26 protein-coding genes and 1 other RNA gene are annotated in these 25,701 nt (G+C 49.0%); 23 read left to right on the forward strand and 4 right to left on the reverse strand.

Translation table 11 applies throughout. The features are described from left to right. Window positions 1–3: 3 nt before the first annotated feature. Window positions 4–2,175 (reverse strand): class 1b ribonucleoside-diphosphate reductase subunit alpha, encoded by a 2,172-nt coding sequence (nrdE, locus tag KZE55_RS02540; RefSeq protein ID WP_222259011.1) that lies wholly within the window; start codon window positions 2,173–2,175, stop codon window positions 4–6. 94 nt (window positions 2,176–2,269) lie between these two features. Continuing rightward, entirely contained in the window at window positions 2,270–2,491 is a 222-nt protein-coding gene (gene nrdH, locus KZE55_RS02545) for a glutaredoxin-like protein NrdH (RefSeq protein ID WP_222259013.1), read from the reverse strand. Window positions 2,492–2,722: 231 nt separating this feature from the next. Here nrdH and tadA point away from each other — a divergent pair, with 231 nt between their 5' ends. The 19 genes from tadA (at window position 2,723) to tsaD (ending at window position 19,116) form a co-directional block, all read left to right on the forward strand. Beyond that, window positions 2,723–3,223: a tRNA adenosine(34) deaminase TadA gene (tadA, locus tag KZE55_RS02550; protein ID WP_222259015.1), complete on the forward strand. Its 501-nt coding sequence runs from the start codon at window positions 2,723–2,725 to the stop codon at window positions 3,221–3,223. Between the two features lie 41 nt (window positions 3,224–3,264). Further along, an RNA gene (ffs, locus tag KZE55_RS02555) (signal recognition particle sRNA small type) lies at window positions 3,265–3,351 on the forward strand. 168 nt (window positions 3,352–3,519) lie between these two features. Further along, window positions 3,520–5,325: a DNA polymerase III subunit gamma/tau gene (gene dnaX, locus KZE55_RS02560; protein WP_222259016.1), complete on the forward strand. Its 1,806-nt coding sequence runs from the start codon at window positions 3,520–3,522 to the stop codon at window positions 5,323–5,325. A gap of 20 nt (window positions 5,326–5,345) precedes the next feature. After that, entirely contained in the window at window positions 5,346–5,654 is a 309-nt protein-coding gene (locus KZE55_RS02565) for a YbaB/EbfC family nucleoid-associated protein (protein WP_222259019.1), read from the forward strand. A 4-nt stretch (window positions 5,655–5,658) separates the two neighbouring features. After that, window positions 5,659–6,258, forward strand: coding sequence for a recombination mediator RecR (recR, locus tag KZE55_RS02570; protein WP_222259021.1), 600 nt, complete (start codon window positions 5,659–5,661; stop codon window positions 6,256–6,258). Between the two features lie 4 nt (window positions 6,259–6,262). Beyond that, window positions 6,263–6,511 carry a YaaL family protein gene (locus KZE55_RS02575; RefSeq protein WP_222259023.1) on the forward strand — a complete coding sequence of 83 codons (249 nt, stop codon included), beginning with the start codon at window positions 6,263–6,265 and terminating at the stop codon, window positions 6,509–6,511. Between the two features lie 17 nt (window positions 6,512–6,528). Then, on the forward strand, window positions 6,529–7,170 hold the full coding sequence (tmk, locus tag KZE55_RS02580) for a dTMP kinase (protein ID WP_222259025.1): 642 nt from the start codon (window positions 6,529–6,531) through the stop codon (window positions 7,168–7,170). Window positions 7,171–7,192: 22 nt separating this feature from the next. Beyond that, entirely contained in the window at window positions 7,193–7,516 is a 324-nt protein-coding gene (locus KZE55_RS02585; RefSeq protein ID WP_047769249.1) for a cyclic-di-AMP receptor, read from the forward strand. A gap of 13 nt (window positions 7,517–7,529) precedes the next feature. Next, on the forward strand, window positions 7,530–8,543 hold the full coding sequence (gene holB / locus KZE55_RS02590) for a DNA polymerase III subunit delta' (RefSeq protein WP_222259027.1): 1,014 nt from the start codon (window positions 7,530–7,532) through the stop codon (window positions 8,541–8,543). A gap of 13 nt (window positions 8,544–8,556) precedes the next feature. Then, a complete protein-coding gene (locus KZE55_RS02595; protein ID WP_222259029.1) occupies window positions 8,557–8,910 on the forward strand; it encodes an initiation control protein YabA in 354 nt (117 codons plus the stop codon). A gap of 11 nt (window positions 8,911–8,921) precedes the next feature. Next, complete coding sequence (rsmI, locus tag KZE55_RS02600; RefSeq protein WP_222259031.1) at window positions 8,922–9,794, forward strand: 16S rRNA (cytidine(1402)-2'-O)-methyltransferase; 873 nt, start codon at window positions 8,922–8,924, stop codon at window positions 9,792–9,794. 2 nt (window positions 9,795–9,796) lie between these two features. Next, window positions 9,797–10,567 carry an acyl-[acyl-carrier-protein] thioesterase gene (locus KZE55_RS02605; protein ID WP_222259033.1) on the forward strand — a complete coding sequence of 257 codons (771 nt, stop codon included), beginning with the start codon at window positions 9,797–9,799 and terminating at the stop codon, window positions 10,565–10,567. A gap of 155 nt (window positions 10,568–10,722) precedes the next feature. Then, on the forward strand, window positions 10,723–12,234 hold the full coding sequence (locus tag KZE55_RS02610; RefSeq protein WP_047769257.1) for a hypothetical protein: 1,512 nt from the start codon (window positions 10,723–10,725) through the stop codon (window positions 12,232–12,234). 2 nt (window positions 12,235–12,236) lie between these two features. Further along, on the forward strand, window positions 12,237–14,492 hold the full coding sequence (locus tag KZE55_RS02615; RefSeq protein ID WP_222259851.1) for an RNA degradosome polyphosphate kinase: 2,256 nt from the start codon (window positions 12,237–12,239) through the stop codon (window positions 14,490–14,492). Continuing rightward, a complete protein-coding gene (locus KZE55_RS02620; RefSeq protein ID WP_222259035.1) occupies window positions 14,476–15,420 on the forward strand; it encodes a Ppx/GppA family phosphatase in 945 nt (314 codons plus the stop codon). The genes KZE55_RS02615 and KZE55_RS02620 overlap by 17 nt, the downstream gene beginning before the upstream one ends. A 122-nt stretch (window positions 15,421–15,542) precedes the next feature. Continuing rightward, a complete protein-coding gene (galE, locus tag KZE55_RS02625; protein WP_222259037.1) occupies window positions 15,543–16,538 on the forward strand; it encodes a UDP-glucose 4-epimerase GalE in 996 nt (331 codons plus the stop codon). 271 nt (window positions 16,539–16,809) lie between these two features. Then, window positions 16,810–17,535, forward strand: coding sequence for a tRNA (adenosine(37)-N6)-threonylcarbamoyltransferase complex dimerization subunit type 1 TsaB (gene tsaB, locus KZE55_RS02630; RefSeq protein WP_222259039.1), 726 nt, complete (start codon window positions 16,810–16,812; stop codon window positions 17,533–17,535). Continuing rightward, complete coding sequence (gene rimI, locus KZE55_RS02635; RefSeq protein ID WP_222259041.1) at window positions 17,519–18,085, forward strand: ribosomal protein S18-alanine N-acetyltransferase; 567 nt, start codon at window positions 17,519–17,521, stop codon at window positions 18,083–18,085. The genes tsaB and rimI overlap by 17 nt, the downstream gene beginning before the upstream one ends. A gap of 5 nt (window positions 18,086–18,090) precedes the next feature. After that, window positions 18,091–19,116 (forward strand): tRNA (adenosine(37)-N6)-threonylcarbamoyltransferase complex transferase subunit TsaD, encoded by a 1,026-nt coding sequence (gene tsaD / locus KZE55_RS02640; RefSeq protein WP_222259043.1) that lies wholly within the window; start codon window positions 18,091–18,093, stop codon window positions 19,114–19,116. Window positions 19,117–19,222: 106 nt separating this feature from the next. Here tsaD and proC read toward each other — a convergent pair whose 3' ends face one another. Continuing rightward, entirely contained in the window at window positions 19,223–19,993 is a 771-nt protein-coding gene (gene proC / locus KZE55_RS02645; RefSeq protein WP_222259045.1) for a pyrroline-5-carboxylate reductase, read from the reverse strand. A 201-nt stretch (window positions 19,994–20,194) separates the two neighbouring features. Here proC and KZE55_RS02650 point away from each other — a divergent pair, with 201 nt between their 5' ends. Together KZE55_RS02650 and KZE55_RS02655 are read left to right on the forward strand one after the other, a co-directional pair. After that, window positions 20,195–20,980, forward strand: a complete 786-nt coding sequence (locus KZE55_RS02650; RefSeq protein ID WP_222259047.1) for a carbon-nitrogen family hydrolase — start codon at window positions 20,195–20,197, stop codon at window positions 20,978–20,980. 12 nt (window positions 20,981–20,992) lie between these two features. Further along, a complete protein-coding gene (locus KZE55_RS02655) occupies window positions 20,993–22,168 on the forward strand; it encodes a pyridoxal phosphate-dependent aminotransferase (RefSeq protein WP_222259049.1) in 1,176 nt (391 codons plus the stop codon). 62 nt (window positions 22,169–22,230) lie between these two features. On the opposite strand, the gene KZE55_RS02660 is transcribed toward KZE55_RS02655, so the two are convergent. After that, window positions 22,231–24,171, reverse strand: a complete 1,941-nt coding sequence (locus KZE55_RS02660; protein ID WP_222259051.1) for an ABC-F family ATP-binding cassette domain-containing protein — start codon at window positions 24,169–24,171, stop codon at window positions 22,231–22,233. A 231-nt stretch (window positions 24,172–24,402) separates the two neighbouring features. On the opposite strand from KZE55_RS02660, the gene KZE55_RS02665 reads away from it, so the two are divergent. Both KZE55_RS02665 and groES read left to right on the forward strand, forming a co-directional pair. Beyond that, window positions 24,403–25,044, forward strand: a complete 642-nt coding sequence (locus tag KZE55_RS02665; protein WP_222259053.1) for a redox-sensing transcriptional repressor Rex — start codon at window positions 24,403–24,405, stop codon at window positions 25,042–25,044. A 366-nt stretch (window positions 25,045–25,410) separates the two neighbouring features. Further along, on the forward strand, window positions 25,411–25,695 hold the full coding sequence (groES, locus tag KZE55_RS02670; RefSeq protein WP_222259055.1) for a co-chaperone GroES: 285 nt from the start codon (window positions 25,411–25,413) through the stop codon (window positions 25,693–25,695). Window positions 25,696–25,701: the final 6 nt, after the last annotated feature.

Genomic DNA, 25,701 nt, shown 5'->3' on the forward strand with positions numbered 1-25,701 from the left:
AAATCAAATAACACAACTTTCACATTGGTTAGCACCAATTTCATCATTGTCATCCGTAAATGTTCGGATATAGTAAATCGACTTGATACCATGCTGATATGCATAGTGACGAAGAATATTCAGGTCACGGGTGGTCATCTTATTGGTGCGCCCGTTTTTCCATTCGTATAGGCCGTCTGGAATCGTCGACCGCATGAAGAGGGTCAATGACATTGACTGGTCGACGTGTTGCTGGGCAGCAGCGTAAGTGTCAATTACCTTCCGCATGTCGATGTCGTAGGCTGACTGGTAGTATGGCATTGTATCGTTAGACAGGTACGGTGCGGGGTAGTAGATTTTCCCAATCATCTTCTCTTGCCGTTCCTCGACTCGGTTGATGATTGGTGTCAGACTGGCAGTTGAATCGTTAATATAAGAAGTCGAACCGTTTGGCGCAACGGCGAGCCGGTATTCGTTGTAGAGGCCGTCTTTTTTAACGTCTTCCTTGAGCTTTTCCCAGTCCTTGATTCCTGGAATAAAGATGCCCTTAAATAGCTCCTTAACAACGTCGGACTGGGGACCCCAATCTTTTGAAGTATACTTGGCAAAGTATGAGCCATCCGCATAGGTACTCTTGTCAAAATTGTGGAAAGTTTCTTGCCGTTCGCGTGCGATCTCGTTAGAGGCAACGAGTGACCAGTAGTTCAATAGCATGAAGTAGACCCCCGTAAACTCAATTGCGACGGGGCTGCCGTATTGAATATGGTGCTTAGCCAGGTAACTGTGTAGACCCATAGCGCCTAAGCCGACAGAGTGGGCGAGGGCGTTCCCCCGCTTGATGCTCGGCACAACGTCGAGGTTTTCAACGTCACTGATATGGGTTAAACCGCGCATCATTGCCCGGACCGACCGCCCAAAGTTGGGGCTTTCCATCATGTTGGCAATGTTAGTGGACCCCAAGTTACAGCTAATATCCGTCCCCAACTTTTCGTAAGATTGGTCATCAGCGACTTTTGAAGGAACCTGAACTTGAGCAATCTCCGAGCATAGGTTACTCATTACAATCTTACCGTCAATTGGGTTGTCGCGGTTCTCCGTATCGATGTTGATAATGTACGGGTATCCAGATTCCTGCTGGAGCTTGCTAATTTCGTCTTCCAGATCGCGGGCGTTGAGTTTCTTCTTATGAATCTCATCGTTTGCAACCATGTTATCGTATTCCTTGGTAATGTCGACGTAAGAGAAGGGAACACCGTAAACCCGTTCCACATCATATGGACTAAAGAGGTACATATCCTCGTCCTTTTCAACCAGTTCATAGAACTTATCGGGAACGGTGACCCCTAACGAAAGGGTCTTCAGCCGAATCTTTTCGTCGGCGTTTTCTTTCTTGGCACCGAGAAAAGCGATGATGTCAGGGTGGAAGACGCTCAGGTAGACGACACCGGCACCTTGCCGCTGGCCGAGCTGGTTAGAATATGAGAAACTATCTTCCAGGAGCTTCATAACCGGAACAACTCCGCTTGCTGCCCCCTTGATCTTTTTGATTGGGGCTCCTGCCTCACGGAGATTACTGAGGTTGATGCCGACCCCACCACCGATCTTAGAAAGCTGAAGGGCCGAATTGATGGTCCGACCAATCGTATTCATGTCATCGGTACTTTGAATGGCAAAACAGGAGACAAATTCCCCCCGGCGTTTCCGCCCAACGTTCAAAAAGGTAGGGGTAGCTGGTTGGTAGCGCTGGTGGATGATTTCATCAGCAAGGTCCATGGCTAAGTCTTCATCCCCATCGGCAAGGTATAAAGCGTTCATGGCAACCCGGTCAATGTAGTTTTCCAAGTAATATTCCTTGTCGTTGGTCCGCATGGCATATTGCGCATAGAATTTATAAGCAGCCATGAAGGAGTGGAAGTGGAAGCCCTGGTCCTTTAGGTAGGTGTACAGTTTTTCGATGAAGGAAAAACTATATTTATCCATAAAGCCTTCTTCGATGTAGTCGTTTTCTTCCAGCCATTCAAAACGTTCCTTTAATGAAGAGAAGTGCTTGGTGTTAGGCTTGACATTACTATTGATGAAGTCTTGCAGAGCTTCTTGATCCTTGTCTAGTTGGATTTTACCGTCACGGGGGATGTTAACCTCGTTGTTGAGGTCGTAATATTTAACTTTAGTGATGTCGATGTCAGATAAAGCCATGGTTAAAACTCACTTTCCTGTCTTATTTTATTCAAAATTAAACCAGGCTAACAGTCGTTTGGCGAATGCAGCCTGGTAAAAATAACGTCGTCGATTATGCTAACTGTTGGAGCCGGTCCGGTCGGAAACCAGAAAAGGCGTTGCCGTTTGGTAGTTTTACGACTGGCGTTGCCATGAAGCCAGCGGCTTTTAACCGGTCGATGTATTCCGGCTGCTCATCAATGTTGTGCTCAACGAAGTTAATCTTGTGTTGCCGTAAGAACTTCTTGGTCATCTTGCATTGAATGCAGTTATTCTTTGAGAAAATTGTAATCATAATGGTGCCTCCCAGAGAATTGTTTCGTAGTTGATGTTATTAAGTATAGCCGGAAATAATGAAAAATCAATCTAAAAATACCATATATCGAGTCGTACTTGATGGTGAAACACAATATATGGTAATAATAATGGGGAGCAAAGACTGTGAAACTTTTTTGGCTATTTAATCGCTAGATAAACTTTATCAAACTAATTAGTAATTATACACTGAATCAGAAGGATGGAGAAGATGGCAGAAGAAAAAACGAAAAAAGAATATATGCGAATGGCAATTGCGGAAGCCCACCAGGCGGCATTACTTAATGAGGTGCCAATTGGGGCCGTCATCGTTCATGACGGTAAAGTGATTGGTCGGGGGCACAACATGCGCGAACGATTCCAAGATGTGACTTATCACGCGGAAATGCTGGCGATTAACGAAGCATGCACTTTCTTGCACAGCTGGCGACTTGAAGACTGTGACCTTTACGTTACCCTAGAACCATGCATTATGTGTAGCGGGGCCATACTCAATGCGCGGATAAAAAAACTTTATTACGGTGCCCAGGATCCAAAGGCGGGGGCTGTGGATAGTCTTTACCACCTTCTCAATGATTCTCGGCTGAACCACCAGGTCAACGTCGAAAGCGGCCTCTTGAAAACGGAATGTGGGCAAATGCTCAAGGACTTCTTCCGGGTAATTCGTAAACGCCGCAAGGCAGCTCGTAAAAAACGTCGGGTAAAAGACTAGCAATTATCGCTGATTTAGTGTAATATACTATATGCCGAAAGGCCTTAGAGCAAGGACGTGCTTACGAACCGTGTCAGGTCCGGAAGGAAGCAGCACTAAGTTTGTTGCATCCTGTGCTCTAAGTTTGAATGATAATTAGCTGAGGCTGGGAAACTTTTCCAGCTTCTTTTTATTCTGGGTCGGTAACTAATGAATTTTAGGGCGGGCCTTTTTTTGATAGTCCAATGAAGCAGAAAGCTAGTATAATATTAAAGTAATGTTTTAGACTTTGTACCATATAGAAAGGAAGCCCCGTGATGAGTTATCAAGCACTGTACCGGGTTTGGCGTCCACAGCGCTTTGATGAGTTGGTGGGTCAGCAGGTGGTCACGCAAACCCTTAAAAATGCCATTATTACTCACCAGATCAGCCACGCTTATCTGTTTGCCGGACCGCGGGGAACTGGGAAGACGTCTGCCGCAAAAATTTTTGCTAAGGCGGTTAATTGTCACCACCTAAAGGACGGTGAGCCCTGCAACAAATGTGACATCTGTAAGGCGATTACGAATGGTCAACTCAACGATGTGATTGAAATCGATGCTGCCTCTAATAACGGGGTTGAGGAGATCCGTGACATTCGTGATAAGGCTAACTACGCCCCTACCCAGGCGGACTATAAAGTATACATTATTGATGAAGTCCACATGCTGTCCACCGGGGCATTCAATGCCCTACTTAAGACCCTGGAAGAGCCACCAGCAAACGTGATCTTTATTTTGGCAACAACTGAGCCCCACAAGATTCCTTTAACCATTATTTCTCGGGTTCAGCGCTTCGACTTCCGGCGGATTTCCGCGCAGGATGCGTTTAACCGGATGAAGTATATCCTGGACCAAAAGCAGGTTGACTACGAAGAAAAAGCCTTGTGGGTGATTGCTAATGCAGCTGAAGGCGGGATGCGGGATGCGCTTAGCATTCTGGACCAGGTTCTTTCGTTCAGCGATAACCAGGTTAAGCTAGATGACGCCTTGGTTGTTACCGGGAGTGTTACTAAACAGCTTTTAGAAAAATACTTTTTTGAAGTCAGTGCTCATGAGAGCGCGGCTGCTTTAGATACGATGAAGGATATCCTTGGTCAAGGGAAGGACGGCCAACGCTTTATTGAAGACCTAATCTCTTTTATCCGGGACATCCTTCTCTACCAAGAATCGCCCAAACTTATCATGGTCGAAAGTACCGGCCTTAAAGACGAAGACTTCCAGAAAATGAGTGCAGCCGCCTCCGCAACGGCCCTTTACCAGATGATTGACGAACTGAATGGCATCCAAGAGGAGATGCGGTTTACCACCCACCCGGATGTTTACTTGGAGGTCTTGACGGTTAAACTCGCCCAGGTTGGTGTTCAGAGTGTTGTCCAGCAGCCCCAGTCAGTACAAACGACTGGTGGGCCGTCTACAGGCGACCACGCTGATAAGCAAGTTATTTCCCAGCTTCAGGATGAAGTTTCCCAGCTCCAGACAACGGTCAAGAAGTTGCAGAGTGAGTTAAATACTAAGGGGACGCTTGCTACGCAAACGGCCCCCCGGCAACCGCGGGTTCAGCAGCACAATGTTGAGGTCAAACTCAGTGCAATCAACCCCGTTTTGGGAAAGGCCACCCGCCGGGACCTGGTTGAGATTCAAGGTCTGTGGCAAGAGCTATTGTCAAAGCTCAGTGTTCCCCAACGGTCGTTGCTACACGTCTCAAAGCCAGTGGCGGCAAGCAAGGACGGGGTAATTGTTGCCTTTGACTACGCCTTCCTTTTCCAACAGGCGATGGATGATGAGGCCCTGTTAACGAGTATGGAACAAGCTCTCCAAGAGCTTACCGGTGAAAAACGCCAGGTAGTGTTTGTCCCTAAAGACAAGTGGCCAGCAATTCGGCGGGAATACATTAAGGAACATGGCCTCGATAAACGAGGGCCAGTAGCCCCGGCCAAGCAGGATACTACTCCTAGCGCAGCGTCAGAAGCACCATCGGCGGCTCAAACGGCACCAAGTGATGCGCGACCGACGTCAGCGGACCCGGTAGCGAAGGCCCAACAGCTATTTGGCGAAGATATTGTTAAAGTAGAAGATAATTAATAGTAAAGGATGATGTAATTATGATGCGCGGAATGAACATGCAACAAATGATGAAGCAAGCTAAGGCCATGCAAAAGAAAATGATGGCGGAGCACGAAGAACTGGCTAAGCAAGAATTTGTTGGTAAGGCTCCGGACGACATGGTGACGGCCACCTTCAATGGTGATAAGCAACTCCTCGACTTGAAAATTAACAAGGAAGCGGTTGATCCAGACGACATCGATATGCTGCAGGACCTGGTAGTCGCTGCTGTTAATGATGGGATGAAGAAGGTTGACGCCGCTACCCAACAAAAGCTAGGTAAGTACACACGTGGTATGGGGATGTAACTAAATGCAGTACCCAGAACCACTAGCAAAACTGATTGAAAGTTACACTAAGCTTCCTGGTATTGGGCAAAAGACAGCTACCCGCCTGGCATTTTACACACTGGGGATGGAAGAAGATGACGTTACCGACTTCGCTAAGTCCTTGTTGGCAGCCAAGCGTGACCTGCATGATTGCAGCATCTGTGGCAACATTACGGAAGACGATCCCTGCCCAATCTGCCGGGACAAGACCCGTGACCGCACTAAAATCCTCGTAGTTGAGCAGTCACAGGACGTGATGGCGATGGAGCGGATGCATGAGTACCATGGCTTGTACCATGTCTTGCACGGGGTAATTTCCCCGGTTGAGGGTACCGGACCCGAGGATATTAATGTTGCAAACTTAATCAAGCGCCTGCAAAAAAACGAAGAGGTTAAGGAAGTTATTATTGCAACCAACGCCTCCTCAGACGGCGAACTAACGGCTGGCTACTTGGCAAAACTAATTAAGCCCGCTAAAATCAAAGTTACCCGCCTAGCCCACGGCTTGTCAGTAGGCGCGGATATTGATTATGCAGACGAAATGACCCTTTTCAAGGCAGTTCAAGGACGAACGGAGATGTAAGAGAGTGCTATTTGGTCGCCAGAAAAATCGGGTTGCCCAGCTGCGCAACCAGCGTTTACTAAACGCTATCTATGACACAAAGACCAGTTGGGATCATGCTAAGGAAACTGAGCGGGCGGTCTATGAGGCCAACGTTAACAGTGAGCTCCGTGACCGCACTAAGATTGCTGAGCAAAAATATCTATACCTTTATAAGATTGCTCGAAAGTATAAAGTCCATGGTCAACTCAACCACGGTGTCATTAGTCGCTAGGAGCAGGTGAAAATAAAATGCAAGGAAAGTTCATATCTTTTGAAGGCCCGGATGGCGCGGGGAAAACAAGTGTTCTTCGCCAGATTCAAGCGGACCTGGAGGACCAGCTGGGAAAAGAGCGGGTTGTGTATACCCGGGAACCAGGTGGAGACCATATTTCTGAACAGATTCGCCAGCTCCTATTTGATTCTTCTAATGGCGACATGGATGGGCGGACAGAGGCCCTCCTGTTTGCTGCCAGCCGACGTCAGCACGTTATTGCGGAGATCTTACCAGACTTAAAGGCTGACAAGGTGATCCTTTGTGATCGCTACGTTGATAGTTCAGTTGCTTACCAGGGAGCTGGCCGGCAGCTGGGTGAAAAGGAGATTTGGCAGTTAAACCAGTTTGCAATTGATGGGGTAATGCCGGAACTCACGGTTTACCTCGACATCGAATCGGAAATTGGCCTGCGGCGGATTGCAGAGCACCGTTCAGACCAAGTTAACCGCCTCGATAAGGAAAAGTTGGCCTTTCACCAGGCGGTTCGTCAGGCCTACCTCCGGCTGTACCACAATGATTCGGACCGCATTAAGCTAGTTGATGCCAGTCAACCACTTGACCAGGTAATTAGCGATGTACGGCAGGTTATCCACAGGCGTTATCCCGACCTATTTTAGGAAGATTTAAGGAGTGATTACTATGAAGATGATTATTGCCATTGTGCAATCCAAGGACAGCAATCGCTTACGAAAAGCATTTAATAAGGCTGAAATTCAGGTGACTCAGCTATCAACGACGGGGGGCTTCTTGCGTGAAGGGAACGCCACCTTCTTGATTGGGGTCAAGGATGAAAAGGTCCAACAAGTGCTTGACATCATTAAGAAAAATGCTGAGTCACGGGAGCAATACGTCACTTCCCAGATGCACATTGATGTCGAGGGCGGTTCAGCCTTTCCCGTTAATGTCCGCATCGGTGGTGCCACTGTTTTCGTGATGCCGGTGGAACAGTTTCTTAAGTTTTAAGTAGGTGGTATTGGTGAACGCAGCGGAGGTAACCCGGGCAGAGCAACTCCAGCCAGTTTTGATTAGTCAGCTCAAACGGGTAATCAAAAATAAAGAATTAGCGCACGCTTACTTGCTAGTGGGGCCGAGTGGCTCCGGCAAGGAAACGGTGGCCCGCTGGCTTGCGTTGCGGCTATTTTGCCTGTACCCGGTTGACGGGGAACCCGACGGCACCTGTCCGGAGTGCCAGCGAATTTTGAGTGAAAACCATCCTGATATTGTCCTTGCCCAGGCTGAAGGGCGGCAGATCAAGGTTGACACCATCCGACGCCTGAAAAGTGAGTTTACCAAGAGTGCAATGGAGGGTAACAAGAAACTCTTCATTATTAAGGATGCCGAGAAGATGACCACGAGTGCAGCTAACAGCCTGTTAAAGTTTATCGAAGAGCCGGGCCCTGGAATCTACATCCTAATGTTGACGACCAACAAGAGCGCCATCTTGCCGACAATTCAGTCGCGGACCCAGGTACTCGAAATGGCTCCACTGAACCGGCAGGAGTTGTTAAGTGCCCTTCAAAAACAGGGGGTAACGGAGAAAAAGGCCCGGATTGCAATTGGCCTAACAGACTCGGTAACGACGGTGGTGGACTGGTGCCAGGATGGTTGGTTCGACCAGGCCGTTGCCGGAATTCTCCAGTGGTACCACCAGGTTAGCCAGGGAAAGATGATGGCCTTTGTCGGCGTGCAGACGGACCTGGTCAAGCTCGGGGCCCATAATCGGGACCACCAGCTCGTTTTACTTGACCTGGCAGCCCTGATTTGGCGGGATACGCTCCTGGCAGCAAACGGAATTAAAGACCAGGAGCGCTTTCACTTTGTCGAGGAACTGACGGCGATTAAGTCCGTGGGACAGCACTATCCGATGACCGCCCTGTTGACGGTTAGCCAGTTAACCCTCGCCACCAGACACTACTTAGAGCAAAATATCAGCTTTCAAAATATTTTTGAAGAATTGACGATTCGCATTGTCCAGACATTGACAGATTAATGGAGGCGCGATCATGAACGGTGATCAGCAGCGAAACAGCATTTATGATAGTTTAGGGAAATTCAGCAACCAGCTGGCTGAGATGACGAGCGAATTGGCGGATTTGACAAAGCAACTAAACAACGTCTTGGCCCAAAATGCGGAACTAACGATTGAGAATGACCACCTTCAACAGGCAATCAAAAAGCTCCGTGACCAGCGAGGAGAACAGCAGTTGTCGACGGGACGGCGAACGCTCAATGAACTATACCACCAGGGCTTCCACGTTTGCCGGAAGCACTTTGGTGAACGGCTTGCCCCGCACGAGAGCTGCATTTTCTGTGACGAGGCGATTTTCAGTGGAATCAATGATCAACAGAAGCAATAAGGGGTAAGTGGATGCAACAAATTAGTAGTTTTCAAAATAATGACACGGGACGGCTTTATTTGGTGCCAACACCGATTGGTAATCTTGATGACATGACCTTTCGGGCGGTTAAAACCTTGCGGGATGCTGACCTAATTGCGGCTGAAGATACGCGTCATACCCAGCTGCTGCTCAACCACTTTGAAATCAATACAAAGGAGATTAGCTTTCACGAGCATAATACGGAACAGCGAATTCCAGAATTGATTAATAAGCTCAAAAATGGGATGACTATCGCTCAGTGCAGTGATGCAGGGATGCCATCCATTTCTGACCCGGGCAGGGAACTGGTTGCGGCCGCAGTTAAAGCAGGAATTCCGGTAGTACCGCTCCCCGGTGCTAATGCCGGTCTAACTGCTTTGATTGCCTCGGGCTTGACTCCACAGCCCTTTTACTTCTATGGTTTTTTGCAACGGAAGCACCAGCAGCAGGTGACCGAATTGCAGGCGATGGTTAACCGACCGGAAACGCTGATTTTTTACGAGGCACCCCACCGGCTAAAGAAGACCCTTGCCACCCTGGTGGAGGTGTTGGGGGGCGACCGGCAGGCAGTTCTTGCGCGGGAACTCACTAAGCGCTACGAGGAATTTAGCCGGGGGTCACTGGGGGAATTGAAGGACTACTTTACCGAGCACAGTCCGCGCGGTGAGTTCGTGGTTTTAGTTGCCGGGAATCCGCATCCTAAAGAGAGCCCTCAGCCGGCCAATGAATTATCCCCCCTGGAACAAGTTGACCGGGAAATCGTGAAGGGCCTGTCGACTAACGCGGCAATCAAGCTGGTCGCTAAACGCAACGGCCTTAATCGTCAGCAGCTTTACCGTCAGTACCATCATATTGGAGAATAATTGTGACAGAACTTCAACAGACCGCAAATTGCTATGAAATACTACACCAACTCAAGTACTACGAATGTACTGACACTGGTCACCCCAGCCTAAGCATGCTGATGAGCATGATGACGACGGTTTCGGATGCCCATTCCATCTTCAGGGGACTTGATCGCCAGAAGGTTGAACAGAGCGGGGGCGCCTGGGTGGTAATCTCGTATGAGGGACATTTAAGCGCCAACCAGCCGCGCTATGGTGATCAGGTAATTCTGGGGACCCGGGCAATGGCTAGTAACGCTTTCTTTGCTCTGCGGGAGTTTTGGATGGATGACCTGCACCACCATCACTACGCCCATATCAAGGCCCTCTTTGTAATGATGAATCTGCAAAAGCGGCGTTTGATGAAAATTCCGGATGAACTACTGGCGCCGTTTGAATCACCAGTCCAAAAACGGCTGGATAAGCCCAAGAAGCCGGGCAAGCTCCCCCGAGAGTTCACCAGTCAACAGTACCGAGTGCGGTATTACGATATTGACGTTAACCATCACGTCAATAACGCCCGCTATTTTGATTGGTTGACGGATCCGTTGGGAGCAGAGTTTTTGCGCCATCACCAGCCGGTTGCCTTTACCATCCAGTACCAGAACGAGGTCCAGGAAAATGCCACGGTGGAAAGTCGCTTGGCCCTCATTCAAGATGACAGTGCAGTGACATCCCGACATGAAATTTGGTCCGGTGGTGAGTGCTGCACCAGTGCTGAAATTACATGGGCACCCGTGAATAATGGTTAGTAAACAGACCTTCATGGTTTAGAGTGAACCACGAAGGTCTTTTTCTGTTTAAATTATTAATAGACAGTCAACCGGTAATTAGTAGAATAAACAAACTTTGGCGAACGCAACTTATGGGCTATAATTAAATTAGTAAGAAGCGGAGGAGGGCTAAAGTGAAACAATCGTTAATTGCCGTGATTTATCTGGAGCCTGACCGGGTAAGTCTACGAATACTAGAGTTACCAAAGTTAAGAATAGTTAATAATGTCGAATCAGGTGAACTGGTAGTTGGGACCAACCGGGTAGCCAACTACGTCGAAAACATGGCCGCCATCGTCAACAATATCGATGGCTTCAAGCAGCAGATCAAGGATTACCAAGTGAAGAAAGTTTCTTTCTATGGCGCCCTGGAAGACCTTGATAAGGTAACGGCCCGTTACGTTGCTGACCAGCTGGAGGTGCGGACCGGACTGGAGATCACCTGGTTGAACAATAACCAACTGATGGCCCAGTCGATGAGCTGTGTTGTTAACCACCTGTCTGAATTTAAGAACCTCAGTAAGCACTGCCTCTACCTGGTAAGCCTGGGCCTGGATTCATTGAGTCTGGCCTTTTTCCACCACGGAAACTTTGAGACCCTGTGGGAACTAGACCTTGGTGGGGCCCAAATCAGCCGTCTGGTTGACCGTCTTCGGCAGACGACGACCAACCCCCAGGAAATCATCCAAGACTATATCAGTAGTAAGCTTGGCTATATTGCCCCCGAGCTGATTCAAAAGAAGAAGACGACCTTGTTAATTCAAAACGCCCCTGTCTTGGGTAAACGCTACGTTAGCCGGGGGAGCCACCTGGGTGAGATTCCGTTGGACCTGTTTGACAAGGCTGATGAACCGGTTGATCTTCTGGCACCATCGAAGGGCTTCTGGAGTGGCCTGGCAGTAGAGAATTACCGGAAGAACCTGCTCGTGCCGAACTACATGGTGATTGCGCGGGCAGCGCAGTTGATTCACCCCCAGAAGGCTTACGTTACGAATATTTCGGTGATGGACGGCTTGACCAATGGAATTGCTGTCAATAACGACCAGTCCCGCCAGCAGGTTCAGACGATGATTAGGACGTCAGCCGACAACCTGGCACAACGCTACGGGGTCGACACGGCGCACCAACACTTCGTGACCCACTTTGCCCTGCAGTTCTTTGACCAACTGCGGCCAATTCACCGCTTGGGTAACCACGAGCGCCTCCTGCTGGAGATTGCTTGCAAGGTTGACGATATTGGAAACTTCATTAACCAGCGGAGTCACTACCGCCACTCAGCATATATTCTCCAAGCCAACCCGTGGATCGGTCTTTCTGACGATGATAACCAAATCATTGCGGAGGTGGCTCGCTACCATAGTGCCGAGTCGCCAACCGTTTTCCAGCCCCACTACCGCCGGCTTGATGATGATATCCAGCTAACGGTTGCTAAGTTGGCTGCAATCTTACGGGTAGTGGATTCTTTAGACGATTCCCGCCAACAGAAGATTAAGAAGATCAGCCTAAAGCTGACGGATGACGGCCGGTTAAAAATTAAGGCAACCGCTAACGATGACCTGGTTTTGGAGAAGTGGTCATTTAGTACAAAGGCCAAGCTCTTTACTGATGTTTATGGAATTAAACCGGTACTGATTGAGAGGGGATAATGATGTACAAAGACTTTTATAAACCAGAAAACTATGTAAACCGTGAATTAAGTTGGATTGACTTCAATGGTCGGGTCCTGGGTGAAGCCACCGACATGAGTAACCCCCTGCTGGAACGGGCTAATTTCTTGGGGATTACCCAGAGTAATGTTGACGAATTCTTCATGGTCCGGGTGGCCTCACTCCACAAGCTGGCCGCGGCCAACGTCACAACGACCGATGCGTCCGGCCTGACTCCCGAAGAGCAGTTGAATGCGGTCAACAAGAAGGAACACCGGATGGTGAAGGAACGTTACGAAATCTATAACCAGCAGGTGATTCCCCAGCTGGCTGGGCAGAATATTAATATTTTGCACATTAATGACCTCGATGAAAAGCAGTACGAATTCATCAAGCGTTACTTTAATGACGAACTGATGCCGGTCTTAACGCCGATGGCTGACGACAGTTCCCGGCCGTTTCCGTTTATTTCAAATAGTTCCTTGAACATTGCCATCAGCTTGCGGCGGGACCCCGCTAGCCAACAACACCATGGCCACGAAACCCTGGAAGGAGACCAGGAAGTCGACCGGCCCCAGGCTGAGCCTCACGATGACCGGAAGGAAGCCGACATTAAGTTTGCGACGGTCCGTGTTCCTGAAATCTACAAGCGCTTAGTGCGTTTACCAGGTGAAAATAACTTCATCTTGATTGATGAACTAATCAAGGAGTTCTTAAAACAGCTCTTCCCTGGTTACCAAATTCTGGCAACCGCAACTTACCGGGTCATGCGGGACATGGACCTCGATGTCGCAGAAGAAGATACCTCAGACCTGTTGCGGGCGGTCAAGCACCAGCTTCGGGAAAGAGAACACGGCCAGGTCATGCGGCTAGAAGTGGAACACGATATTGATTCCTGGCTGGAAGACCAGCTGATTGATAACCTCCACGTCAGTGAGCGGTCAATTTACCGGGTTAACGGTCCGGTTGACCTGACTTTCTTGAAGAAGTTATCGGGAATGGTGGACGGTCATGATGACCTCCGCTACAAACCGTTCAAATCCTACCTGAACCCAGCATTAGATATGGAACACAACATCTTTGCGGCTATCCGTAAACGTGATTACCTTGTTCAACACCCCTATGATAACTTCGCGGCCGTGGTTAACTTTATCCACCAGGCGGCGGTTGATCCAGCTGCCTTGGCCATTAAGATGACCCTTTACCGGGTTTCTGGTAACTCACCAATCATTAAGTACCTGGGGATGGCTGCCCAGCAGGGAAAGCAGGTTACGGTCCTGGTTGAAGTCAAGGCCCGGTTCGATGAACAGAATAATGTTCGTTGGGCCCAACGGCTAGAACAAATGGGTTGTCACGTTATTTACGGCCTGGTCGGGCTCAAGACCCACTGTAAGGTTGCCCTTGTGATCCGGCGCGACGAAGACGGCCTCCGTCGTTATATGCATTTGGGTACTGGGAACTATAACGACGTTACAGCCCATTTTTACACCGATATGGGAATGTTCACCTGTGACCACGAACTCGGGGTCGATATGACCAACCTCTTTAACATGTTGTCAGGATTTGCCCGGCCGCCGTACTTCTACCAGTTGCGGGTTTCCCCAGACGGGATTCGGGAATTTATTAACCAGAAGATTGACGAACAGATTACCGTTGCCAAGTCTGGTAATCCAGCATTAATCCGAATGAAGATGAATTCATTATCCGATAAGCAGATTATTGCCCACCTTTACGATGCCGCTGCCAACGGAGTCAAGATTCAGTTGATTGTCCGCGGAATTACCTGCCTGCGCAACGACCTCCCCGAGCTGCACGGTAACATTGAGGTCCACTCAATCGTTGGTCGTTTCCTGGAACACTCCCGGATTTATTACTTCGAGAGTAACGGTCACCAGGAGATTTACCTGGCAAGTGCAGATATGATGACCCGAAATCTTAATCGGCGGGTTGAAGAACTCTTTCCAGTCCGACAAGATGATACCAAGACCCGGGCAATTCACATCTTGGAAACAATGTGGAAGGATAATGTGAAGGCGCGAGTTCTGGTGGGTGATCACTACGAACGGATTGACCGAAAAGAGGCAGCACCATTCTGTTCACAGGACTACTTTGTAAAAGAAGCGGTCAGCTTAAATAAGGAAGAAGCCAATAAGGAGAAAGCCAAGCGGCACTTTCCAACTGTTTTTGAGACACTTTCGAAACATGTTCCATCATTGCACCTGAAAGGAAAGGGGGATGCCAATGGCAAGGAAGAATAACCTCGCCGTAATCGACTTGGGTTCTAACTCCGTCCGCTTGAAAATCAGCGAACTAATGGAGGATGGGTCCGCAGTCACTAAGCAGTACCTCAAGCGTTACGTCCGCCTGTCATCACAGATGGGGCCGGAAAAGGTGTTGAAGCCTGAACCGGTAGAACGGACAATTGCCGCCTTAAAAGAGTTTCGGATTGTTTGTAATGACTACCCAAACGCACGGATTGTGGCGGTGGCGACGGCGGCGGTCCGTCAAGCCAAGAATCAGCAGGAATTTCTCGACCGGGTCAAGAAGGAAACCGGCTTTAAAATTAAGGTTATCTCGGGTGCCCAGGAGGCCTACTTGGACTATGTGGGGGTCAGTAATACCCTCCCGCTTAAACATGGCCTGATCATTGATACCGGTGGGGCCAGCATGGAGCTGGTCGCGGTTGACAACGGGGCCGCGGAAGAAACGGTCAGTATCCCGATGGGGTCAGTGATTCTTTCCCAGCGTTACCACCTCGATGACCAGATTAACGCGGCCAACCTCTTTGATGCGATGGTAGAAGTTGACGAAGCCCTTTCCCACCAGCGCTGGCTGAGCCGCTTCCGCCGGACGGAAATCGTTGCCTTGGGAGGGTCTAACCGGGCCCTGGCCAAGGTCTTTCGCTGGCGGAACGCGGTTGACGGCAAACCAGCGCCCGTTCACGGTTTAACGATGACTTCGCAGACTGCATTCGGTATCATGCACGAGCTGCTGGAATATAGCCGGGCTGAACGGGCTAAAATTCGGGGGATCAATACGGAACGGGCAGACGTCATTATTGGCGGCCTCCTCCCGTTGCTAGCCTTGATGCGGCAGCTGGCTATTGATGAGGTCCAATTTAGTAATAGTGGACTTCGTGAGGGCCTATTATTTAAGTACCGTGAACATGAAATTAACTTTAATTAGTCTCTTTACTTAATTTTTACTAAAATTTACTGACTTTTTTAGTAAGTCTGTGCTACAATCATAGTGAAGAAAATGTAAGCGCCATTATTTGCTGGCGATAGTTGGAATAAGGAGGAGACAACATGGCAATTTTAGTTGCTGGTGGAGCTGGCTACATCGGTTCCCACATGGTTAAAAATTTAGTTGAACATGGTGAAGATGTTGTTGTAGCTGACAACCTCTCAACTGGTCACCGGAAGGCCATTAATCCAAAGGCCAAGTTCTACGAAGGGGACATCCGGGACCGTAAGTTCTTGGACAAGATCTTTGATAACGAAGACATCACCGCGGTTGTTCACTTTGCGGCCTTCTCAATTGTTCCTGAATCAATGAGCAAGCCACTGAAGTACTTCGACAACAACACTGGTGGTATGATCACCTTGCTGGAAGCAATGCACGATCACGGAATCAAGTACATCGTTTTCAGCTCAACCGCTGCAACCTATGGTGTTCCAGAACACATGCCAATCAAGGAAACTGACCCGCAAAAGCCAATCAACCCCTACGGTTTAAGTAAGCTGATGATGGAAAAGATGATGGCCTGGGCTGATAAGGCATACGGTATCAAGTTTGTTGCCCTGCGTTACTTCAACGTTGCCGGTGCAGCTCCGGATGGAACGATTGGTGAAGACCACGGTCCAGAAACCCACTTGGTCCCAATCATCCTGCAAGTTGCTCAAGGAAAGCGGAAAGAATTAAGCATTTTTGGGGATGACTACAATACCCCAGATGGCACCAATGTTCGTGACTACGTTCATGTCATGGACCTGACTGATGCCCACATTCTGGCAATCAAGTACCTGGAAGCTGGCAACAAGAGTAACGCTTTTAACCTTGGTTCATCCACAGGTTTCTCCAACAAACAGATGCTGGAAGCTGCTCGTGAGGTTACTGGTAAACCAATTCCTGCTAAGATGGCTCCACGGCGTCCCGGGGACCCTGATTCACTGGTTGCCGCTAGTGACAAGGCCCGGGAAATCCTCGGCTGGAAGCCAAAGTACGATGATGTTCACGACATTATTGCCACCGCTTGGAAGTGGCACTCAACCCACCCAAAGGGCTATGATGATCGCGACTAGAAGAGAAAATATGTGAATAGTCAAAATGAGGTTGTGACATAAGTCTCCTATATAGTTGGAAATACTACGGCGCAGTACACAAAGGGACTCTAGTGTTCGGAAAATCCGAACGCTAGAGTCCTCTTTGTGCTTGCGGGGGTTCCCTACAGGCTAGCTTCGCGTCGAAAAACGAACTAGCAAGCTAGTTCTGTCTCACTCCCATTTTTAGGCTTCCCAAGGCAAAAGGCAGGCGGTTGTGATAAGATTGGTAGTGATTGAAAGGATGATTGAAATGAAAGTACTAGCCATTGACACCTCGAACCATCCAATGAGTGTGGCCTTAGTCGAAGATGATCAACTGCTGGCAACGACCACATTGAACATGGTCCGCAACCACAGTATTTATTTGATGCCAACGATTGACCGTTTATTTAAACTTGTTAGGTGGGCACCGACGGCCATTGACCGGGTCGTGGTTGCCCAAGGGCCCGGCTCTTACACGGGAATCCGGATTGCCACAACCACGGCGAAGACCCTTGCGGACACGATTAATGTGGACTTAGTAGGGGTTTCCAGTCTGGCAGTAATTGCCCGCAACGTCTTACCAACCAGTAAGCAGGTAATTGTCCCCTTCTTCGACGCCCGGCGGGGGAATGTCTTTGCTGGAGCCTACCAGTGGGAAGAAGGAAAGCTTATTAACCAGATTAAGGATCAACACTTGGCAATGACGGCTTTGTTGGGCCAATTAGCTAAGGTTGAGCGGCCAGTAATTCTGGTGGGTCATATGACTAAGCGGATTAGTGACCAGTTTGAGAAACTACCAGAAAACGTCACCCTTGCCCCCCGGCCATACGGAATTCCATCGACATATCAGCTGGCATTGGCTGGTGAGGCCCTGCCACCGGTTAAGGAAATTGATCCGTTCGTTCCCCACTACCTGCGGATTACTGAAGCAGAGGCTAACTGGCAAAAGCTGCACCCGGGAGAAACACGAAAGAATTATGTTCGAGAAGTTTAAAAGCTGGTATCACTGCAAGGTCAACGCTCGTCGGCAACCACTTTTGACATTTGACCGGCGGGTCGTGATGCTTGAGAAACACCAGTACGTAATTCGTCAGGTCAACGATCGTGATATCAGTTCCCTAGTGCAGATTGAGGAGCAGATTTACGGCAAGGCACCGTGGAGTTATGCTGCTTTTCAATTAGAAATTCAACGCCCCCATGACCGCTTATACTTAGCGATGATTAGTGATGGTCAAATCGTTGGTTTCATTGGCATGGCGGTTGACTGGTACCACTTAGACCTTCATATTACTAATATCGGGGTAACCCCAGGCTACCAAAAGCATGGCATCGGCACCTACCTGATCCGGACAGCGATTGCGTATGCCCGCTACTTACGCTTGCGGTCGCTGAGCTTGGAGGTGCGGGTTCACAACTTGGTTGCCCGCAAGCTTTATGAGCAACTGGGCTTTCGTGAACACCGGATTAAGCACCGCTATTACGTTGATAACCATGAGGATGCGGTTGATATGCAAGCAGATTTATTGAACAGAGGAGGAAAATAAATAGTATGGCAGAGCGGAATTTGATTCTCGCCTTTGAAACGAGTTGTGACGAAACGAGTGTTGCTGTGATTGAAAATGGCACGAAAATTTTAAGCAACATTGTTGCAACCCAGATCGACAGCCATCAGCGTTTCGGTGGGGTGGTACCAGAGGTGGCCAGCCGGCACCATATTGAATGGATTACCCGGTGTATTGACCAGTCCTTGGCAGAAGCCGGGGTTAGTTACGAAGACCTTGATGCGGTTGCTGTTACCTATGGGCCCGGTCTGGTGGGCTCACTGGTGGTCGGTGTGACGGCAGCCAAGGTCGTGGCCTGGGCTCATAATTTACCGCTGGTTCCGGTTAACCACATGGCAGGGCACCTCTATGCTGCTCGTTTTGTGGGTGAATTCAAATACCCCCAGATGGCCCTACTGGTTTCTGGTGGGCACACGGAACTGGTCTACATGCCCCGGGAACATGAATACGAGATTGTCGGTGAGACCCGTGATGATGCGGCGGGTGAAGCCTATGACAAGATTGGCCGGGTGCTTGGTGTTAACTACCCGGCTGGTAAGACCATTGATGAATGGGCTGGGCAAGGTCAGGATACTTTCCACTTCCCTCGGGCAATGGAAAAGGAAGCTAACTATGACTTTAGCTTTAGTGGCTTGAAGAGTGCCTTCATCAACACCGTTCACAACGCGGACCAGCGTGGAGAAAAACTTGATAAGAACGACTTGGCGGCTAGTTTCCAGCAGAGCGTGATTGATGTTCTGGCGGAAAAGACAATGCGGGCCCTGGACCGTTACCCCGTTAAGCAGTTGATCTTGGCTGGTGGGGTGGCTGCTAACCATGGCCTGCGAACCCGTCTGGATCATGACATGAAGAAGTTCCACCCGGACGTTTCAATGCTCCAGGCACCACTAAAGCTGTGCGGTGATAACGCGGCAATGATTGGCGCCGCTGGTTATATCAATTACCTGCATGGCGACCGGGCCGACTGGGACCTCAACGCGGTGCCGGGCCTGATGTTTGACCGGATGAAGTAAACTAAATTTTAATAGTTAAAAGGAGTCTAAGTCGTGGCAAAAAGCCGCGTCCTAGGCTCCTTTTAAATGCAATAACTTCACCACCTGATTTAGGTGATGACAACTTTTAACATCCCTTAGCCTTATTAACCGCATCGATTACGGCGTAGCGGAAGCCAGCCTTTTCGAGGGCCTCAACGCCCCGGATGGTGGTACCACCAGGGGAGGTTACCTTGTCACGCAGTAAGGCTGGTGCCTGCTTGCTATCAGCGGCAAGTTTACCACTCCCCTTGACCATGCTGGCTACGAGCTGGTAGGCGGTTTGCCGACTTAGACCATACTTAACGGCTGCATCGCTCATTGCGTCCATGAAGACATCGACAAAGGCCGGGCCACAGCCACCGACAACCCCCACGATGTCCAGCTGATCTTCGGGAACGACGATCAGGTCACCAAGCTGCCCCAGAGCTTTTTGAATTTTTTCCTTAACGTCTGCAGAAATATCTTGACCGTAAGCCAAGCCAATTGCGCCGGCATTAACAGCAACCGGGGTGTTGGGAATGATTGCCGCTAAGGAACGGTTTGGTAGCGCCTTGGCAAGGTCAGTGAGTTTAACGCCAGCCGCGGAAGAAATAATAATTGTCGACGACTTAAGACCGGCCAATTCGGCAGCAACCTTGGTTGTGACCGGGGCCGGAGTGGTTAGGATAACGACATCCGGTTGATCGGCTACCAGCTGGTTATACTGGTTAAAGAGCTTGAAGCCCAGTTCCTTTGCCAGAGCACTTACCCGGGGATTTTCCGGATTCATTGCAACAACTGTGTCCTGGTGTTGGTTGACCAGCCCACGGATGATTGCTGAGCCCATGTTACCAACACCAATAATAGCGATTTTCATTTTCTACGCCTCCTTGATTAGTTACTTCTTATTGTAACTTAAAATGTCGGGGACGGGAATTATTAGTAATTGGTTGACAATTGATTAGAAAATAATTAGAATGCACTTGATGATTACGGGAAAGCGCTAAGTGATAAAGGAGGAACGGCGGGCAATTGACCGCCACTTTTCACACTGATAGCGAATGAATGAGGTGACAAAATGAAAGTCAAAGTTGCATTGGCCCAGTTTAATATTTCCTTTGCGGCACCACAAAAGAATCGTGAACGAGTTGCGGAGTTAACCGCAGCCGCGGCAAAGGAACGGGCGGACGTGGTGGTATTCCCCGAAATGTGGAACACCGGTTACGCGCTCGACCAACTGAATGAACTTGCTGACGACCAGGGACAGGAAACGAAGCGATTATTTTATAAGCTCGCCCGACAATACCAGGTTGGGATTGTTGGTGGTTCCGTTGCAGTTAAAGAAGGGGACCACTTTTTTAACCGGACCCTGGTGGTTGACCCGGTTGGCCAGATCGTGGGACGCTACGACAAGGTCCACCTTTTTCGTCTAATGAATGAACACAAGTACCTGACTGCCGGTGACCAGGAGAACTACTTCCGTTTAGCCGGGGTACCTAGTGCTGGTTTTATTTGCTATGACCTGCGGTTCCCTGAGTGGGTCCGGACAGTAGCGCGGCACGGCGCCGACATCCTGTATTTCCCTGCGGAATGGCCCGCCCAACGAATTGAGCAGTGGAAGATAATGCTCCAGTCGCGGGCTGTTGAGAACCAGGCCTTCGTTGTCGCTGTTAACCGGGTTGGGGACGATCCTGATAACCACTTTAACGGTCACTCCCTGGTAATTGACCCCTTGGGAAAAATTATTGTCGATGCTGGTGAGAAGGATGGGGTGACTATGGCTGAAATTGACCTAGACCAACTTCAGAAGGTGCGGGGGCCGATTCCGGTCTTTGTTGACCGTCGTCCGGAACTTTACAAGTAGGAGGGATAACGCATGGAATTTGCACAATCACACCTGTTAGATACATTACCAAAACAGTTTTTCGCTAACCTGGTCGCCAAGGTCAACCAGAAAATCAGCGCGGATGTTGACGTGATTAACTTGGGTCAGGGGAACCCCGATAAGCCGACACCCGATTACATCGTTAAGAGTACCCAAAAGTGGGTTGCCGACCCTAAGACCCATAAGTATTCTTCATTCCAAGGTTTGCCGGCCTTTAAGCAGGCAGCTGCCGATTTTTACGCGGAAAAGTATGGGGCCCACTTTGACCCGGAAAAAGAGGTTGCCATCTTCGGTGGTTCGAAAATTGGTCTGGTGGAACTACCGTGGGCACTGATGAATCCGGGGGATACTTACTTATTACCGGATCCTGGCTATCCGGATTACTTCTCCGGTGCGGCGTTGGGCGGCGTGAAGTTTACCACCGTTCCCCTCTTAGCGGAGAATAACTACCTTCCCGACTTAACGGCGATACCGGAAGCGGTTGCCCGTAAGGCCAAGTTCTTCTACCTTAATTATCCAAACAATCCCACGGGGGCGGTCGCAACTCGCGCGTTTTATGAAGAGTTGGTTGCCTGGGCCAAGAAGTACCATGTGGGTATCATCAGCGACTTTGCCTATGGGGCAATTGGCTTTGACGGTAAGGCCCCGCTTAGCTTCATGCAGATACCAGGGGCTAAGGACGTTGGAATCGAATTTTACACGTTCTCAAAGACCTTTGACATGGCCGGCTGGCGAGTGGCCTTTGCGGTCGGCAATGCTGATATTATTGGGGCCCTCAACTTGATTCAGGACCACCTCTTTGTCAGCCTTTTCCCGGCTTTGCAATACGCAGCCATTGATGCCTTAAAGGATCCGGCACGAGACGAGGCCGTTGCTCAGATTGTTCACCGTTATGAAGAGCGGCGGAATGCCTTCGTGAACGCGGCCAAGAAAATTGGCTGGCAGGCGTTTGTGCCCCAGGGAACCTTCTATGCGTGGATGCCGGTTCCGAAGGGCTATACCAGTGAGCAATTCGCTGACCTTCTGTTGGAAAAGGCCGGGGTAGCTGTAGCACCAGGAAATGGTTTTGGTAAGCACGGTGAGGGCTATGTCCGCATCGGTCTGCTGATGGCACCTGAGCGTTTGGAAGAAGCGGTTGCCCGGATTGGCAAGTTGAATTTATTCTAAAGAAGATAAAAGAGGCAGGCGAGAAAACATTTTTTCTCGCCTGCCTCTTTGCATTAGCGTCATTAGTTTTGTTGGTCAAATTTTTCAAGCTTCTCGGCAGCTTCCGTCCAGGCAAGCTCCACCTTGTCTGATTTATCCTTAAGTTGGTCGAGCTGCTTTTGGAGGTCGGTAAGTTTACCGATGTCGGTCGCAATGTCTGGCTGGGCCATCTTTTCCTCAATTGACTGTTGCTCTTTTTCAAGCTGGCCCATCCGGTCTTCTAGACCGTCAACAGCCCGTTGTAATTTCCGCCGGGCCCGCTGTTGTTCCTTACTTTGCTTGTAGGATTGCTTACCCTTGGAGGCAGTAGCCTTCTTTTTGCTGCCCGGAGTTGTTGTTGTTGTTGGCGTTGGGGCCGCCGCTCCCTGGGCAAGGTAGTCGTCATAGTTGCCGACGTGGTGGGTGACACCGTCCTTTTGCATGTCAAGGATATCGGTGGCTACCTGGTTGATGAAGTATCGGTCGTGGGAAACAAAGAGAACTGTGCCGGTGAATTCGTTGATAGCACTTTCGAGGACTTCCCGGCTGTCGATATCCAGGTGGTTGGTCGGTTCATCGAGGATCAAGAAGTTGATTGGCTTGAAAGAAAGCTTTGTCAGTTCTAGCCGGGCCTTTTCACCCCCGGAGAGATCGTGGACAACCTTGTAAACATCGTCTCCCACAAAGAGAAAGCTGCCTAGTAAGGATCGAATATCCTTTTCGGGGACTTCCGGATGGTCGTCCCACACTTCATTGAGGACCGTCTTGTCCGCGTGCAGTTGCTGCTGTTCCTGGTCATAGTAACCAATATCAAGATTGGCACCCAATTTGATGGTTCCACTGATGGCGGGGATGCGGTGCAGGATAGTCTTTAAAAGGGTGGACTTACCAATCCCATTGGGGCCGATAATCCCAATTCGCTGGGGCTTGCGAACGGTGAAGGAGAGGGGACCGGCCAGAACCTGGTTTTCATAGCCAATCTTCAAGTGGTCAACGTCTAACACCTCGTTACCGCTGGCTTTGTCACTATGAAAGTGGAAGTGAATAGACTTATCATCAGTGGTTGGCCGCTCAAGCCGGTTCATCTTTTCAAGCTGTTTCCGCCGCGCCTGGGCTTGTTTAGTGGTTGAAGCACGGACGATGTTGCGGTTAACAAAGTCCTCTAGTTTGGCAATCTTTTTTTGCTGCTGGTCGTAGTGCTTCCATTCTGCCTTCAGTCGTTCCTGCTTGTGTTGGACAAACTGGGTATAGTTACCGGTGTAATGAACTAGTGTGCGGTTATCCAGGTCGTATACATCCTTAACCACGTGGTCTAAGAAGTAACGGTCGTGGGATACCACTAGCAGGGCCCCCTGGTAACTCTTTAGGTAATCTTCTAACCAGGCCAAGACGTTCATGTCCAGGTGGTTGGTCGGTTCGTCAAGAATTAGCAAATTGGGGGCCTGGAGGAGGATCTTGGCCAGTGCTAGCTTTGTTTTCTGACCACCGGAAAGGGCGTTGACGGGCGTATTGTAATACTCCTCGCCAAAGCCAAAGCCCGTCAGGATTCCCCGCATCCGGGACTCATATTCAAAGCCGCTTTCCTTCTTATAGTTGGTTTGCAGGCGGTCATAAGTAGTCATAACTTGTTGGTATTGAGAACTAGTGGTGTCGAGACTCGCCAGCTGTTCTTCTAACTGACGAATTTTCTTTTCCTGCTCATGAAGAGGGGCAAAGACGGTATCCAGTTCTGCCCAAATTGCGTTTTGGCTATCAAGTCCTTGGTCCTGGGCTAGGTAACCAATGCTTAAATTTTTGACCTTACTGATGGTCCCCTCGTCGGGAGTGGTAATTCCAGCGATCATTTTTAAGAGGGTTGTTTTTCCTGCACCATTGCGACCTACCAAGGCGGTTCGCCCGTGGTCTTGGACCTGCAGGTTAATATTATGGAACAATACATCCGCGCCAAAACGACGCATGACGTCATTTGCTTGCAAAAGAATCATTTTGAAACCTCGCTAAATCATATGATAACAGTGTTTATTTTAGCAGATTTCATTTCAATTTATTTAAAAAGGTGAAATTGTTTTGTATACCGCTTCACAAAATTAATGAAAATTGCTAGAATAATTAGGAAACGAATTTCACAAGTGTACCCAACCAGTTAAAAATCCTAAGAATCCGGTAATTGACCGGGAGAATAACCATGGTTGGAGTAAAGAAACAGGGGGACAAAGATGGCTACCAAAAAGATACCACGCGCAACAGCACGACGCTTACCAATTTATTATCGTTATTTGACGATATTACTAAACGCAAAGAAGGAACGGGTTTCCTCGACTGAATTATCGGAGGCTGTTCAGGTTGATTCCGCAACCATTCGGCGGGACTTCTCTTACTTTGGTGAACTCGGAAAGCGGGGTTACGGCTATGACGTTGCCAGTCTTTTGAAGTTCTTTAAGGTAATCTTGCACCAGGATTCCCTGGTAAGTGTTGCTCTGGTTGGAGTCGGCAGTTTAGGGAGTGCTTTGTTGAACTTCAACTTCCACCAAGATACTAACCTGCGAATCAGTGCTGCCTTTGACAACAAACCAGAGCTGGCAAACAAGATTAAGAGCGGGATTCCCGTTTACCCGGCTAGCGATATTAAAAAGCAGTTACAAGAACAGCAGATTGATATCGTTATCTTAACTGTACCAGGAGACAAGGCCCAGGACGTTACTGACCAGCTTGTCGATGCGGGGGTAAAAGGAATCTTGAACTTCTCACCTGTTCGCCTGTCCGTTCCAAAAGGTGTTCAGGTCCAAAATATTGATTTGACAAATGAATTACAAACCTTAATCTACTTCATTAAGAACTACTCTAATGACAACGACTAGGAAAATGGTGAGCTTGTATTGCCTTTTCTAGTTTGGAAGAGGGAGTGAAACAGAACTAGCTTGCTAGTTCGCTTTTCGACGCGAAACAAGTCTTTATAAAGCACAAAGAGGACTCTAGTGTTCGGATTTTCCGAACACTAGAGTCCCTTTGTGTACTGCGTTGTAGCATTTTTAACTATATAGGAGACTTATGTCACAACCCCTTTTTGTTTATGTGTGAATGTTGGCATAAATTTAAAAGTCAAAATTAGTCAAACTTTATTATTGCTTTTTAAAAGAAAGATGGTATAGTAGAAATTGCGGTTAGCACTTAACAAGTGAGAGTGCTAAAAGCAAATAATAAATTAACAAGATGGAGGGATTAACGTGTTAAAACCATTAGGAGATCGCGTTGTTCTTAAAGCTGAAACTGAAGAAGAAAAGACAGTTGGCGGAATTGTCCTTGCTTCCAACGTAAAGGAAAAGCCAACTACTGGTAAGGTTATTGCCATTGGTGAGGGTCGGACCCTCGACAATGGACAAAAGCTTGCTCCAGCTGTTAAGGAAGGCGACCGGGTATTGTTTGACAAGTATGCCGGCAATGAAGTTGAATACGACGGTGAAAAATACCTGGTTGTTCACGAAAAGGACTTAGTCGCAGTTCTCGACTAGTTGTTG

Source organism: Limosilactobacillus panis (assembly GCF_019797825.1).
Lineage (GTDB): Bacteria > Bacillota > Bacilli > Lactobacillales > Lactobacillaceae > Limosilactobacillus > Limosilactobacillus panis_A.

Excerpts from the sequence above, each read along its gene's own strand:
- nrdE (WP_222259011.1), bottom strand. The coding sequence starts at position 2,175 with ATGGCTTTATCTGACATCGACATCACTAAAGTTAAATATTACGACCTC.
- nrdH (WP_222259013.1), bottom strand. The coding sequence starts at position 2,491 with ATGATTACAATTTTCTCAAAGAATAACTGCATTCAATGCAAGATGACC.
- tadA (WP_222259015.1), top strand. The coding sequence starts at position 2,723 with ATGGCAGAAGAAAAAACGAAAAAAGAATATATGCGAATGGCAATTGCG.
- dnaX (WP_222259016.1), top strand. The coding sequence starts at position 3,520 with ATGAGTTATCAAGCACTGTACCGGGTTTGGCGTCCACAGCGCTTTGAT.
- KZE55_RS02565 (WP_222259019.1), top strand. The coding sequence starts at position 5,346 with ATGATGCGCGGAATGAACATGCAACAAATGATGAAGCAAGCTAAGGCC.
- recR (WP_222259021.1), top strand. The coding sequence starts at position 5,659 with ATGCAGTACCCAGAACCACTAGCAAAACTGATTGAAAGTTACACTAAG.
- tmk (WP_222259025.1), top strand. The coding sequence starts at position 6,529 with ATGCAAGGAAAGTTCATATCTTTTGAAGGCCCGGATGGCGCGGGGAAA.
- KZE55_RS02585 (WP_047769249.1), top strand. The coding sequence starts at position 7,193 with ATGAAGATGATTATTGCCATTGTGCAATCCAAGGACAGCAATCGCTTA.
- KZE55_RS02595 (WP_222259029.1), top strand. The coding sequence starts at position 8,557 with ATGAACGGTGATCAGCAGCGAAACAGCATTTATGATAGTTTAGGGAAA.
- rsmI (WP_222259031.1), top strand. The coding sequence starts at position 8,922 with ATGCAACAAATTAGTAGTTTTCAAAATAATGACACGGGACGGCTTTAT.
- KZE55_RS02615 (WP_222259851.1), top strand. The coding sequence starts at position 12,237 with ATGTACAAAGACTTTTATAAACCAGAAAACTATGTAAACCGTGAATTA.
- KZE55_RS02620 (WP_222259035.1), top strand. The coding sequence starts at position 14,476 with ATGGCAAGGAAGAATAACCTCGCCGTAATCGACTTGGGTTCTAACTCC.
- galE (WP_222259037.1), top strand. The coding sequence starts at position 15,543 with ATGGCAATTTTAGTTGCTGGTGGAGCTGGCTACATCGGTTCCCACATG.
- tsaB (WP_222259039.1), top strand. The coding sequence starts at position 16,810 with ATGAAAGTACTAGCCATTGACACCTCGAACCATCCAATGAGTGTGGCC.
- rimI (WP_222259041.1), top strand. The coding sequence starts at position 17,519 with ATGTTCGAGAAGTTTAAAAGCTGGTATCACTGCAAGGTCAACGCTCGT.
- tsaD (WP_222259043.1), top strand. The coding sequence starts at position 18,091 with ATGGCAGAGCGGAATTTGATTCTCGCCTTTGAAACGAGTTGTGACGAA.
- proC (WP_222259045.1), bottom strand. The coding sequence starts at position 19,993 with ATGAAAATCGCTATTATTGGTGTTGGTAACATGGGCTCAGCAATCATC.
- KZE55_RS02650 (WP_222259047.1), top strand. The coding sequence starts at position 20,195 with ATGAAAGTCAAAGTTGCATTGGCCCAGTTTAATATTTCCTTTGCGGCA.
- KZE55_RS02655 (WP_222259049.1), top strand. The coding sequence starts at position 20,993 with ATGGAATTTGCACAATCACACCTGTTAGATACATTACCAAAACAGTTT.
- KZE55_RS02660 (WP_222259051.1), bottom strand. The coding sequence starts at position 24,171 with ATGATTCTTTTGCAAGCAAATGACGTCATGCGTCGTTTTGGCGCGGAT.
- KZE55_RS02665 (WP_222259053.1), top strand. The coding sequence starts at position 24,403 with ATGGCTACCAAAAAGATACCACGCGCAACAGCACGACGCTTACCAATT.